This window comes from Bdellovibrio bacteriovorus, from assembly GCF_001592745.1.
GTDB classification, from domain to species: domain Bacteria; phylum Bdellovibrionota; class Bdellovibrionia; order Bdellovibrionales; family Bdellovibrionaceae; genus Bdellovibrio; species Bdellovibrio bacteriovorus_B.
In genome coordinates, this window is the sequence record NZ_LUKD01000001.1 from 2,063,926 (window position 1) to 2,076,481 (window position 12,556).

At 45.6% G+C, this 12,556-nt stretch carries 9 protein-coding genes; 2 read left to right on the forward strand and 7 right to left on the reverse strand.

All coding sequences use genetic code 11. The features are described 5' to 3' along the window. The first annotated feature begins 78 nt into the window (after positions 1-78). Complete coding sequence (locus AZI87_RS09935) at positions 79-357, forward strand: PilZ domain-containing protein (RefSeq protein ID WP_063206381.1); 279 nt, start codon at positions 79-81, stop codon at positions 355-357. On the opposite strand, the gene AZI87_RS09940 is transcribed toward AZI87_RS09935, so the two are convergent. The 4 genes from AZI87_RS09940 to ileS all read right to left on the reverse strand — a co-directional run bounded on the left by AZI87_RS09940 (position 354) and on the right by ileS (position 6,576). Next, a complete protein-coding gene (locus tag AZI87_RS09940) occupies positions 354-1,448 on the reverse strand; it encodes a DUF2914 domain-containing protein (protein ID WP_063206382.1) in 1,095 nt (364 codons plus the stop codon). The genes AZI87_RS09935 and AZI87_RS09940 overlap by 4 nt on opposite strands. Before the next feature lie 9 nt (positions 1,449-1,457). After that, on the reverse strand, positions 1,458-2,588 hold the full coding sequence (locus AZI87_RS09945; RefSeq protein ID WP_063206383.1) for a hypothetical protein: 1,131 nt from the start codon (positions 2,586-2,588) through the stop codon (positions 1,458-1,460). A gap of 74 nt (positions 2,589-2,662) precedes the next feature. Beyond that, entirely contained in the window at positions 2,663-3,400 is a 738-nt protein-coding gene (tsaA, locus tag AZI87_RS09950) for a tRNA (N6-threonylcarbamoyladenosine(37)-N6)-methyltransferase TrmO (RefSeq protein WP_063206384.1), read from the reverse strand. Continuing rightward, positions 3,400-6,576 carry an isoleucine--tRNA ligase gene (gene ileS / locus AZI87_RS09955; protein ID WP_063206385.1) on the reverse strand — a complete coding sequence of 1,059 codons (3,177 nt, stop codon included), beginning with the start codon at positions 6,574-6,576 and terminating at the stop codon, positions 3,400-3,402. The genes tsaA and ileS overlap by 1 nt, the downstream gene beginning before the upstream one ends. A 361-nt stretch (positions 6,577-6,937) precedes the next feature. Here ileS and AZI87_RS09960 point away from each other — a divergent pair, with 361 nt between their 5' ends. Then, entirely contained in the window at positions 6,938-8,470 is a 1,533-nt protein-coding gene (locus AZI87_RS09960; protein WP_063206386.1) for a methyl-accepting chemotaxis protein, read from the forward strand. 53 nt (positions 8,471-8,523) lie between these two features. Here the strand turns inward: AZI87_RS09960 and AZI87_RS09965 are convergent, their stop codons facing one another. The 3 genes from AZI87_RS09965 to AZI87_RS09975 all read right to left on the reverse strand — a co-directional run bounded on the left by AZI87_RS09965 (position 8,524) and on the right by AZI87_RS09975 (position 12,544). After that, positions 8,524-9,120: a redoxin domain-containing protein gene (locus AZI87_RS09965; protein ID WP_063206387.1), complete on the reverse strand. Its 597-nt coding sequence runs from the start codon at positions 9,118-9,120 to the stop codon at positions 8,524-8,526. Continuing rightward, positions 9,120-11,126 carry a protein-disulfide reductase DsbD family protein gene (locus tag AZI87_RS09970; RefSeq protein WP_063206388.1) on the reverse strand — a complete coding sequence of 669 codons (2,007 nt, stop codon included), beginning with the start codon at positions 11,124-11,126 and terminating at the stop codon, positions 9,120-9,122. Before AZI87_RS09970 ends, AZI87_RS09965 begins: the two co-directional genes overlap by 1 nt. Positions 11,127-11,272: 146 nt before the next feature. Further along, positions 11,273-12,544 carry a hypothetical protein gene (locus AZI87_RS09975; RefSeq protein WP_063206389.1) on the reverse strand — a complete coding sequence of 424 codons (1,272 nt, stop codon included), beginning with the start codon at positions 12,542-12,544 and terminating at the stop codon, positions 11,273-11,275. Between the last annotated feature and the right edge of the window lie 12 nt (positions 12,545-12,556).

Here is a 12,556-nt window from a genome sequence, read left to right on the forward strand (position 1 = left end):
TACAAACTCCTCATCTAAAAGGCCCTCTCTTTGCCTGTCTCTGCATTTGCATATAGACTTAAAGAGTTGGGAGGTCCCATGAGCCGAGCCGTGCGTTTTCAACCAGATCCTTTGGATCATGCCCTTATTGACTATTTAGATGAAGATACTTTTGATCCCACTGCGGTTGGCATCATTTTAAATGAATCATTTACTGGCTGCGCCTTGGTGGTGAAAGCCAGTCCCAATCTTGTGCCGAATCAAACTATCAAAGTGAAAGTGGGACGTTTAGATCCTATGTCGGCACGCGTGGTTTGGATGGAGCCTTTAGATACCACGCTTGTAAAAATCGGTATCGAGTTTTTAGAGAATATTTAAAAGACGTCGTTAAAGAACATGCGGTTCGGATTGGCTTCGGTCACTTTGGTGACTTTGAAGTAGATCCGACCGATCTCTCGGCCATCCGTTGTTTCTACACTCACACGCCATCGACCTTCCGAATAATTCTGCTTTGAAGAAAATCCGCGATATCCTGTTTTGCGGCCTCCAGCAATACTCATCGGAATTTTATCGGTGGTCTGCCATCCTGCACGGGGATCCAAATAGTACCAATGCAAAATCACGGAATCACTAAAGCGAGCGGGAGAAAAGATCTGAGCAAAAATGTAAATCGTGTCGCCGGGCTCGGCGGTGAAGTCTTGGTCTCCATGAGTCCAGAATTTCCACTGGGGAGTTTCATAAGAGAGAATGTATTGGCCTTCGGATTTTTCGACACCGTGATATACGCCGATGCTTTGAATCGAAAGTGGTACTGGTGGAATCCAGCCCAAGAAATAAAACACCAAGAAGAGTGCGACGATGGCTCCGCTCGGCGCCAACAATCTTTTCTTAAGATAGTTCAAGTCTGTGGAACGAGACTTCAACAGAAGAAAAATGCCGTACATCACAAGAATCGTCAGGAGAATGGATAGAAGGAAAGGGATAACGCCCACGAATCCTAAAAGCACAGGAACCGTCATCGAGAAAAACGAAAAAATACAGATCACAAAGAGCGCGATTTTGATTGAGATATCGCCCTTACGGATCCTTTGTAATTCGTTAGCAACCATCACCGCTAGTAACAGGACGATGAAAATGATTGAAGAAAACATCGAGGCACTTTTGATAAAGAAAAGCGAATAGATGCTAAGAAGACTTCCGAAAAGAAAGTGCACCAGAAGCTGACGATAATCCCAGGCCTTTTCAAAGCGTTTTGGAATTTGGACTAGGCCTTGCGTCGCCAAGAAATCCCAGTAAAGAACCGTCCCTAGAATTAGCAGATAGGCAACCTGTTGACCAATTCCAAAAAGGTTGTCGATATCCGACAGCGTAAAAAGATCAAAAAAGAAACCGCCTAAGAAAAAGGCGATATCCACTTTCACTTCGTTTTCTTGGTACAGCTTATACAGGCGTTCCTTCAGTGCAGTCATAACCCCACCTTAGCGCGAGAGAGCTCGAAGGACCATGTTTTCTTTATCCCGTGAACTGAGGCATTCTTTATTGTCGTTGCTAGATTCGTCGACAATATAAAAGGCATTGGGTAGGTTTTCCCAATGTCGCAGGTCCGGACCTAAAGTGTATTCAACGAGATCCCCCGAGGCCATAATAATTCCCCCTCCGCCTTGAATGGCAGCGCGGCAAAGATCGTCAGAGCGAAATTGGCTAGCCACAACACATCCAGACACTCCGACGGCGACGCCGGCACTGACGCCCAGGATTCCGTAAGTTACTCCAAAGGGAACTCGTAAAAGACTTTTTGTGTAAAGAAGGGGATGATAATCCACCTCATAACGGCGAGAAAGTTTGTCAATCCATGAAGACGTTGGAATCACTAAATCAGTCGCAGACGAGCAAGCCTTGGGAAAGCCCCCGGCAGCAGAAATTTTGTAAGGCCCTTTTTCTCTTTTAATGAAATCGGCTTTCCAAATCAACCCGGGTAAGGTGCCAACTCCATAGATTTTCCAATTTCGCTTTGTCGAAACGCCATCGCTATCAATTTCCATCAATCTTGCTTGCGCGAACTTTGCCACGGCCTTTGAGGATTTTTTATCTTCACTCAGTCTTTTCCAGTACGGGCGAGCGACTTGGGGATCAAAACGAGTCCATAAGGTCGCATGAAGAGCCGTTATAACGGGATCATTTCCGTGATTGTAAAGCTGAGCTTGCTCGTCAGTCATACTCTGACGAAGCTCAACTTGGGCGGCGTTTTCGTCATTTAAATTTAAATAGCTTAACGAGATAAGAAGGCTTAGGTAGGAGCGTTCATAAGATTCTAAAATATACTCTGTCAGAGTTCCTTCAGGAGTTGCCAGCTCGCCTATTTCAGAAGTGATACTATAGAATTTATCGCGGTGATGAGATCGAATGTACGACCCTAAAACAATAACTTCATTGAAGCAGCCCATTTCAAACAAAGTGCTGACTCGATTGAGTTGAAGATCAGAGGATTCCAGAACTCCGTCAGAGAAACTTTGCTGGCAGGGCACCGAAGTGAACTTCTTTGGTTTTGTTATTTGAGGTCTGCTGGCGCAAGCACTCAGCACTAAAAACAATAAACAAAGTTTTTTCATGAGTATGAGCTTATCAGCTTTTTCATTCGAGGGAGTGATTTCAATAGGAAATATGCGTCAGGATGACGCGAAGGCTATTCCAGAGCGTAAACAACGAAAAGTCCTTCTTGTATCTCGTACTTAACGTCGTGTTCTAAAACGTCAAAGCCGTAGCGGCGGCCCCAGGTTTCTTTTTCTGAAACGGGGTGTTGGCGTTTTTGAAATGCTGGGCGGGGATCTAATTCTAAAATACTGATGATCAGGCTGCGCAGATTCTTTTCTCCAACGGGATCCTGCTTTTGAATTTCCGCGTCTGCTTCGGGAGTAAAACGCACCTCAAATCGCGGAATAGGTTCCGAAGCCCATCCTGCATTCGCGTCGGGGATAGAGTCGGCGTAAGGAATGTAGGGCTTGATATCTAAGACGGGTGTTCCATCAATAAGATCCACACTGCCGACATAAATTTCAGGCCCACCTTCCGCATCTAAATCGATTTTCTCAATGCTAACAGCGGATAGACCAATGGGATTTGGGCGGTGAGGAGAGCGTGAGGCTAAGACGCCTACTTTGCGATTTCCACCCAAGCGCGGAGGACGAATGCTGGGCTTCCAGTTTTTTCCGCCGTGTTCGTGGAAAACAAAGACGATCCAAAGATGGCTGAATTCCTCAAGACTTTTAAGCGCGGTTTTTAAATCGGGATCGGGAAGAAGCTTGATAACACCTTTGGCTTCCGCCGCAAGGCCTGGCTGACGTGGAACTCCGAACTTGTCTTTGAACGGAGTCCTGACGTGACCGATAGCTGCGAATTCGAAAGCCTCACCGTGTTTTTTCATTATGAGCGAGGCAGAGCTGTAACGCCGATTTTGATCACTTCGCCATCGATGTCTGAAGTTTCAGTGTGCACACCTTTTGGATCTGCATTTAAATCTAAAACATTCAAATTCTTCGTCAAAGTTTCAGAAACGATCATATCTTTATGAGCATTCAATGCTTCAAGCAAAGCGCCCGCACAAGCGATATCCAAAGTGATTTTGTCATCCATTTGGAAATCGGCCGTTTTACGAGCGACTTGAATCTTACGCATGATCTCGCGAGCCAGACCTTCGCGTTCTTGCTCTGGAGTCACTGTTGGATCCACTTCGATCGAAACCACTTGGTGCACAGACAAGTTCGCGTTGTCGCCTTTTGGAGCGCGGCGGATTTCAACGTCAGAAAGCTGAATCTCTTCACCTTCCACTGTGATGGTTTCGCCGTTTTCAAGTTTCAACAAATCTTGCAATTGCAATTTTTGAATCGCAGCGCCTACAGACTTCATCTTAGGTCCCAGGCGTTTGCCCAGAACAGGGAAGTTGGCTTTCGCTGTGATTTGCACGAATTGGTCTTCGTTCGCATCATAGTTCACTTTACGGAAGTTCAATTCGTCGATGAAGTAAGGTTCAAAACGTTTCAACGTCTCAAGGACTTTTGCACTTCTGTGGATGATGCGGATTTCACGTAGAGGGATTTTCGCTTTCACCTGAATTTTTTCGCGGTGATTACGTCCCAAAGTTACTAGCACATCCATAGCTTTCACGGCTTCTTCCAATTCAGGGCGAAGCAATGAAAGATCGGCTTCTGGGAAGCTTTCTAAGTGCACAGAGTCTTTTTTGTTTGGAAGAACTTGCGCCAAGTTTTTGTAAGTCGTCTCGGACATGAAGGGAGCAAATGGCGCCATCAAACGAGCCAGCGTCACAAGAACTTCATGCAAAGTTTCGTAAGCAAAACGCTTTTCTTCCGGCATGCCGTCTTGCCAGAAGTGGCTGCGGTTAAAGCGGATGTAGGTGTTCGTCAAATCCTCGATGAATTGAAGAAGATGAGGAACAACGTTGTACAGGCGGTAAGCGTCCATCTCTTTATGTGTATTTGCGATCAGACCGTTTAAGCGAGAAAGAACCCACTGATCCAGAATGTTCGGAGATTTTTTCGCGTCACCTTTGGGTACGAAACCGTCGATGTTTGCGTAGTTCGCAAAGAACGAATACGAGTTCCACCATCTCAAAAGGATTTTACGAACGACATCGTAAACACCTTTTTCAGAGAACTTAAGCTCTTGGGCTTTCACTACCGGAGAATCGATCAAATACAAGCGAAGTGCGTCGGCACCATGCTGATTCAATACTTCCATTGGATCAGGATAGTTACGAAGGCTCTTCGACATTTTGCGACCGTCTTCAGCCAAAACAAGCCCGTTCACCACGACATTTTGGAACGGAGCTTGGTTGAACAATGCAGTTCCGATGACGGACAATGTGTAGAACCAACCACGAGTTTGATCCAAACCTTCCGCGATGAATTGCGCCGGGAAGGCTTTTTTGAACTCTTCCACATTCGCGTTCGGGAAACCCCACTGAGCGTAAGGCATAGAACCAGATTCAAACCAGCAATCCAAAACACCATCCACACGCTTCAACGGAGATTTTCCTGTTGGAGAAGGGATTTCGATTTCGTCCACGAATTCGATGTGAAGATCGTTTACTTTTTTGCCGGATAATTTTTCAAGTTGTTCACGAGAACCGACACAGATCACTTCACCTTCTTTGTTTCTCCAAAGAGGCAGTGGAGTTCCCCAGAAACGGTTGCGTGAAATCGCCCAGTCACGAGCATTTTCTAACCAGTTTCCGAAGCGACCATCACGAAGGTGGTCTGGAACCCACGACGTGTTTTTATTGTTCGCAACAAGGTTCTCTTTGATTTTCTCTACAGCCACAAACCAAGAGGACACCGCACGGTAGATCAGTGGAGTGTCGGAACGATAGCAGTAAGGGTAACTATGTTGAATCGTGTCTTGTTTGAAAAGGTTCCCGCGTTTTTTAAGATCGGCGATGATGTCTTTATCAGCCTCTTTCACGCGTTTACCCGCGTAGTCGGGCACTTCGCTAGTGAACATACCGTCGTCATCGACAGGATTCACTAAAGGGATGCCTGCTTTAGAGCATGCATAGTAGTCCTCTTCACCGAATGCCGGAGCCATGTGAACCACACCAGTACCGCTGTCCGTTGTTACGTGGTCTGAAGAGATAATACGGAAAGCCCCTTTATCTGCGCGATCGCCGAAGTAAGGGAATAAAGGTTCGTAAGTTAAATCGACAAGGTCTTTACCCTTCATCATTTGCAAAACTTCAACTTCTTCATCCGGTTTTTTGAAAACAGAAGGTAGAAGGGCCTGCGCCAAGATCAATTTGCGACCCGAAGACTTTTCTTGAACTTTGACGTAGTCGATATCCAGACCCACGGCCAATGCCAGGTTCGAAGGCAAGGTCCAAGGAGTCGTCGTCCAAGCCATGACGGCTGTATCCGGTTGATTGATAAGTTTAAACATCACCGTGATCGCAGGGTCTTGAACCATTTTATAGTTCTGATTGGCTTCGAAGTTTGAAAGCGAAGTCGAGATTCCTACAGAGTAAGGAACGACTTTGTAGCCTTCATAGATCAAACCTTTTTCGAAAAGCTGTTGGAACACCCACCAAACGCTCTCCATGAAGGAAACATCCATCGTGAAGTAAGGATTTTCCATATCCACCCAACGACCCACACGGCGAACGGTGGTTTTCCATTCTTCAGAATATCTTTTCACGATACCGCGGCAGGCGTTGTTGTAATTGGCAACACCCATTTTGAAAACATCTTTGCGGCTTTCGATTTTGTGAGCTTTGTTGATTTCATACTCAACGGGAAGACCGTGACAGTCCCAACCAAAACGACGAGGAACAGTGTAGCCTTTCATCGTCCAGTAACGAGGAACCACGTCTTTCAAGACACCCGCAAGCAAGTGTCCGTAGTGAGGAAGACCCGTTGCAAACGGAGGACCGTCGTAAAAGCTGTAAGTCTTTTTTCCTTTTGGATCTAAAGACTTCGCGAAAATCTTTTCCTGATCCCAGAAATCTAAAATGGACTCTTCCTGCTTCGAAAGATTCACATCGGGTTTTACAGAATTATAAGGGGCTGTACGAGTGGTGTTTGCGTTTGTCATAGGTCCTCAATATCTATCAGGTTTCCGCTTTAGATGCATCTTTTTCGGGCCTTAGCGGGACTTCCATCCCAAGACAACAGCGCAACGCATTAAGACAATGCTTTCGCGGGCTTTTTCTTATTCTCGAGTTCTCGGAGGTCCGAGCGTTCAAGGAAGTCCGTCTGAGGTGAATGGATTCGCTTAAGCTCGTGCGAAATTGAGTCAGATAAAAAACGAGTTCTAGGGAATAATATGAGCACTCATTTTTGAGTGTCTCAAGCTGGTCCAAGTTCCACCGAAATTAGGGCAATCATGATGCTCGTCATCTTGTTCCATGGTCCATCCACATTACGCTGAAATAGTTGTGGTATCGGAGGAACGCATGAAACTCGCAACTAAAGTGGTCTGTATCGTGGGATTAGCGGCGACATTAGCCACGATCACATCCACGCGAATTGCATGGAAGGAAATCGAAGAACAAGGTCAGAGCGATCTGTTGTCGAGAAGTCAGGCCATTTTAAATCAACTCGAAGGAACTCGTGATTACGTCGCCCAACAGGGGGGCCTCGCTGAATTAATGGCACAAAATGCCTTACGGTATCCAGATGGGAACATCCCCAAAGACGTCAAAACTCAGATTCTAAAACGTGTACCGATTTTTGCGGCGATGAAGGTCGGACAAGATCAGGCTGTCAGAACAGGCTATCAATTCAGGGTTTTTTCTCCAGAGCCACGCAATGCCGAAAATAAAGCAAATGCAAAAGAGCAAGTTATCTTCGATCGCTTTCAGCACGATAAGGATCTTAAAGAGATCGTGACTTCTGATGACGACAAAATCGTCGTCTATCGTCCGGTTCGCTTGAGCGAGCAGCAAGGGTGTTTATTGTGCCACGGAAATCCCTCGCAAAGCCCATTTAAAAATGGAAAAGATGTTCTGGGGCTTCCCATGGAAAACTGGGAAGATGGACGCCTTCATGGTGTTTTCGCGATCACCTCCAGTATGGAAGCTACACACGCGGCAAGCCAGGCTTCCGTAAAAGACATCATTCGTATAGCTTTGATCGGTCTGTTCGCCAGTGTGGCTATTGCGTGGTGGATTTTAAGAAAACCGATGGGTACTTTGAGAAATGCTGTCAGTTCCATTAAAAACTCCAGCTCTCAACTGACATCGGCAAGTCATGAAATTTCCAACGCCTCTCAAAACCTAAGTGCTTCGACGACTCAGGCGGCCGCAGCGCTCGAGGAAACCTCAGCATCGATAGAGGAAATCACTAGCATGGTCAAACGCAATACCGACAATGCGAGTACGGCCAAAGAAATTTCTTTGCATGCCATGCACACCGCAAAACTAGGTGAAGGTCAAATTCAGACGCTGATTGAATCCATGAAACAAGTGGCCGACTCCGCAAAAAAAGTTAATGAAATCACCGCAGTGATTGACGATATTGCGTTTCAGACAAATCTTTTGGCTCTCAATGCCGCAGTCGAAGCCGCTCGCGCCGGTGAGCATGGACGAGGATTTGCGGTTGTCGCGGATGCCGTGCGAGCGTTAGCACAAAAATCAGCGGTCTCTGCCAAAGAGATTTCTGATTTAATTCGTCTGAGCACAGAACAAATCGATAATAGCTATAACTTTGCGGTTCAAAGCGGCGATACATTACATGCCATTGTTCAAGAAGCGGAGAAAGTATCAACGTTGAATAACGAAATCGCGCAAGCCAGTACAGAGCAGAATGCGGGAATCGAGCAGATCAGTAAAGCAGTGCATGAACTGGATAAGGTGACTCAAAGTAATGCGGCATCCTCGGAAGAGGCCGCGGCGGCTTCTGTCGAACTTTCCCAACAGTCAGACTATTTGGATGAAATGGTTGCCAGTGTGGAAACGGTGGTCGATGGGAATAAAAAAGCCAGTTAATTGAAGACGAAAAAAAGCGGCTGTTCTTTTTTCAAAGACAGCCGCATTTTAAATTAATATTTCACGCTGCAACCGTAAGGTTTGCTTGTCTCTTTCGCGATCTTTTCGCCTTTTTCAGCGCTCGCCACGGCACGAACGATGTAGTTTTCCGACGAAGCAATCGTTTTAGGATCTGCGGAATCATTGCTGTCGATCGCGCCATTATAGCGAAGAACACCTTGAGGATCGATCAGGTACATGTGCGGAGTTGTTTTTGCTCCGTAAGCTTTTCCCATAACTCCTTTTTCATCAAGAAGAATAGCCGAAGCTTTGGAGCCCTCCTTCTGAGCATTCTTCACCGCATCTGTCGCAGCCAAGTGACCTTGTTTGCCTGGAGCTGAAGAAATCACGGACAACCACACGATGTTTTTAGCTGTCATGTCACCTTGGATTTTTTGCATGTTCTTGCTGTCATAGTGTTTACGCACGTAAGGGCAGTCTTTGTTATACCACTCAAGAACAACATACTTCCCTTTGTAATCAGCAAGCTTGTGAGTTTTTCCTGTGGCATCGACAACAGAAAAATCAGGAGCGGGACTACCGATTTTGGCTTCGGCCATAGCCAAAGAACTTGCACATGTAACCAGTAACATTGCGAACAGTTTTTTCATTACTTTGTCTCCTTGTTAAAAAGTTCTAAGATAATTCCTTTGGTTAAAATCTCGGGTAAAAGCAGAGGTCTGTTGGAGCCCGCCGCGTAGTACACATAAAGCGGCAGAGAGTTGCGACCGTATCCGGCTAAGGCCTCAGTGATAGCCGGGTTCTTGTCGGTCCAGTCCGCTTGGTAAAGTTGTACAGAGTTCGCCGTAAAAGCGCTTTGAACTTCCGAGGTGTGCAGAACCAGTTTCTTATTCACCTGGCAGGTGATGCACCAAGCAGCCGTGAAGTCGATAAAGACGGCTTTTCCTGCGGCGATATCTTGCGCGACAGATTCCTTGCTAAAAGTTTTCCAGGAGTCGCTTTGAGAAACCTTGGAAACAGTGATCGATTCGTGTGGCATCAAAGCCAAAACTAGGAATGAAAGCAAAAAGCCAAGCAATAAAAGAACTTGCTTCCATCTTTCATTATGAACTTGGCGGGAACCCCAGATCCACAGAGCGATGATTAAATAAATTCCTAATAAAAAGAGTAAGCTGGCAATAGTCACTTGATGTGACAAGACCCAAAGCAACCACAGCACTGTCGCAAAAAGTGGAAAAGCTAAAAACTCTTTGAGTTTTTCCATCCACGCGCCCGGCTTTGGCAGATATTGAACGGTCTTCGGGAAATAAGCCAAAACCAAGAATGGAAAAGCCATTCCCAAACCTAAGCCAGCAAAGACAAGCAAAGTATTTATGGCGGGCATGGCCAGTGAAGCTCCCAGAGCTGCGCCCATGAAAGGGGCCGTGCATGGAGTTGCAACCAATGTCGCTAGCACTCCAGTTAAGAAAGACCCCGCACGATCCGAAGATGTCTTCTTTGCACCTAGATATGTTAGCGACTGACCGATTTCAAAAGTCCCCAAAAAATTAAGTCCCAGCCAGAAGAACAAAATAGAGATTCCAGCGGCGACAGTGGGGGATTGTAACTGGAAACCCCAGCCGATTTGTTCTCCACCGGCGCGCAATAGCATCAATATTCCGCCCAGTGCTAAGAAGGACATCATGACGCCCAAAGTGTAATAAAGACCTGAGGTTCGCAGGCTTTGCGCATTTTTCTCTGGACCTAAGAAGCTCAACACTTTGATGGAAAGTACGGGAAACACACAGGGCATGAAGTTTAAAATGAACCCACCCACCAGGGCCCAAAGCAGAACAAAAACCAAAGAAGTCGGCGCGGTTTTCTGCAAAGAAATTTCGTATCCTTGCTTTTGACCTTCGGTATTTTCAGTCACTAGAAGAAAACGAGCTCCTTCGAAATCCGTTTTTGAAGTATCTTGCAAAGCGAGATCAATTTCAAAGTTATGATCCTCAGGTGTGAGCACAGGAACGGTCGCTTTAAAACTTTCCCCGTCTTCTGGAAAGACCTCGAGGTTTTTCAGAGCAGTTTGCGCGGGAAGGTTAAGGACGGTTTTTAAAGTTGCGCCCTCTATTTTTCGAGGGACCCAGGAAAAGGACGAAGGAGCCGGTGTAGGAAAAGAGAATTTTGAGAAGGTCTCCGCCGGAGGACCTCGTTGAGAAGAATAAGGAATTTCTGTTTTCAGCTCAGTAAAGTAAGGGACGCACTCGATTCTACAGATAAGAAATTCTAAGCGGAGCGACGCCTGAACAGGGTTTGGCTTTGTCTCCGGCTCAAGATCGAAAGCAAAAAGAGCTTCCTCGGAATAACCGAAGTTTATCAAACCTTCCACGGGAATACGTTCTGGCAGAGGCCAATGCTCTTTTGTAATCCTGGCATTCGTAAAGTTCCAAGTCCATTTTGGCGCGGCACCTGAATCACCCGAATTTTTCCAGTAAATATGCCAATGGTCTTGGATTTTAAAATGAATCCCCAAAGAGGGCTTTTGGTCTTCATTCCAAGATGTATGGGACGAAATAAGTTTAACTTCTCCTTGAGGAAACGAAAAAGAATCCACTGCAAAAGAAGCACACGAAAACGCCGTAACGAAGACTGTAAGAAGCCGTGAAAGAAAATGCATCCTTTAGTTATAGGAAAAATTCTATGCAACGCCAACATTACTGCGTTTAGCTGGCCGTATTAAATGCGATGCGGGAAGGAACTGTTTAAAATCAAATAAGAAGCCGACGGACGCATCCCTCAGTATCTTGTCAACAACAGGACCTCTTAGAAGTACAGTCGTAAGAAATCCAGTTCTTGGATAGTCTCTTGGGCTGAAATTAATTTTAAAGTATCCAATAGATCGAACAGATCATTCTTGTTCAAAAAATCTTCTGTATCCCGCAAATGTATTGCGGGTTTAAATCTCCCGCTGGAAACTCGATTAAGAAGGGCCGTTTCCAAATTTATTTGTGCCGTTAATAGGGGACTGAACTTTGCCTGTTCTTTACGATATTTCAGCAGTTGATCGGCAATGTCATATTTTCCTTCTAGAACGTGTTGTGCAAGCTGGGCTTTTTCGAAAAGTGAATGCATGCGGCTGGCCGGTAGATATCGCCTCTGACTTTTAAAAGTTGAAATGTCATTGGAATGAAAATTTTTTGAAAGCTTCAGCAGCATTTGGGCAGTGCAGATCCCGCGGCGCCATTCGATTTTCTGCGAAACTGTTCCCATTTTTATAAAGGAAGAAAAGGACTTCGTTAAAGAACCTGCTCTAAAATAAAGGAGCCCCAACGCCTGATAAAGCTGAGCGACTTCGATCAGACACGATTTATTATAAGTGAAGCAGTAAAGAAGAGCCCCGCGAAAGAGTTCTTCGGCGTCTTTATATTTCGCTTGGTGATAGTGAAGATGTCCCTGAAGAAGTTGGTATCGAACTTTGGATAAACTAAAAACTGGCACGGATAGAAAAGATGAAGAAATCTTTCGAAGATGTTGCTGCGTTTTTTCGATGTCGCCTTGAAAATATTCAGTCAAAGCCATCTCGATTTTCAGCTCGAAGCTGAGGTTTTCACCAAGAAAGTGATCCTTATTGAGTTGCAACTGATCCCAAGCGGCTTTGAGATAGGCTTTGCCGGCGCGCAAACTTCCGAGGTTTAAAAAACTCCTTCCAACAGCTTTGTGAAGCAAAAGCGCCTGATGTGTCGGCAGGTCCACATTTTTAAAGTGTTTGAGAATCTTAAGATAATTTCGCCAGTCTTCATCACAGTGATTTTTTTGCATATAAGGATCTGACAATAATACTTCTAAAGCTTTGTTCGCGGGACTGATCCGCAAGCGGTTCTTGTTTTGAATTAGCTGTGTAGTATCCGTCTGCAGCAGTTCAGCCAAATCCTTAAGCTGTTCTTTTTTTATTTTTTTAGAAGACTTGTTAACCCAGCGCTGAACCGTTTTTGTCGAGATCTTCAAATGCTTTGCAATAGCCGCATGGGAAAGCTTTTGCTCCCTTATCAGCTGAAGAAAGATGTCGTGATGAAGTATGTAGGACTCCGTGCTCATAGAACCCGGCTC

What these genes read in the sequence shown, in the direction of transcription:
- ileS (WP_063206385.1), bottom strand. Translation starts at nt 6,576, where the DNA reads ATGACAAACGCAAACACCACTCGTACAGCCCCTTATAATTCTGTAAAA.
- AZI87_RS09965 (WP_063206387.1), bottom strand. Translation starts at nt 9,120, where the DNA reads ATGAAAAAACTGTTCGCAATGTTACTGGTTACATGTGCAAGTTCTTTG.
- AZI87_RS09975 (WP_063206389.1), bottom strand. Translation starts at nt 12,544, where the DNA reads ATGAGCACGGAGTCCTACATACTTCATCACGACATCTTTCTTCAGCTG.
- AZI87_RS09940 (WP_063206382.1), bottom strand. Translation starts at nt 1,448, where the DNA reads ATGACTGCACTGAAGGAACGCCTGTATAAGCTGTACCAAGAAAACGAA.
- AZI87_RS09960 (WP_063206386.1), top strand. Translation starts at nt 6,938, where the DNA reads ATGAAACTCGCAACTAAAGTGGTCTGTATCGTGGGATTAGCGGCGACA.
- AZI87_RS09970 (WP_063206388.1), bottom strand. Translation starts at nt 11,126, where the DNA reads ATGCATTTTCTTTCACGGCTTCTTACAGTCTTCGTTACGGCGTTTTCG.
- AZI87_RS09945 (WP_063206383.1), bottom strand. Translation starts at nt 2,588, where the DNA reads ATGAAAAAACTTTGTTTATTGTTTTTAGTGCTGAGTGCTTGCGCCAGC.
- AZI87_RS09935 (WP_063206381.1), top strand. Translation starts at nt 79, where the DNA reads ATGAGCCGAGCCGTGCGTTTTCAACCAGATCCTTTGGATCATGCCCTT.
- tsaA (WP_063206384.1), bottom strand. Translation starts at nt 3,400, where the DNA reads ATGAAAAAACACGGTGAGGCTTTCGAATTCGCAGCTATCGGTCACGTC.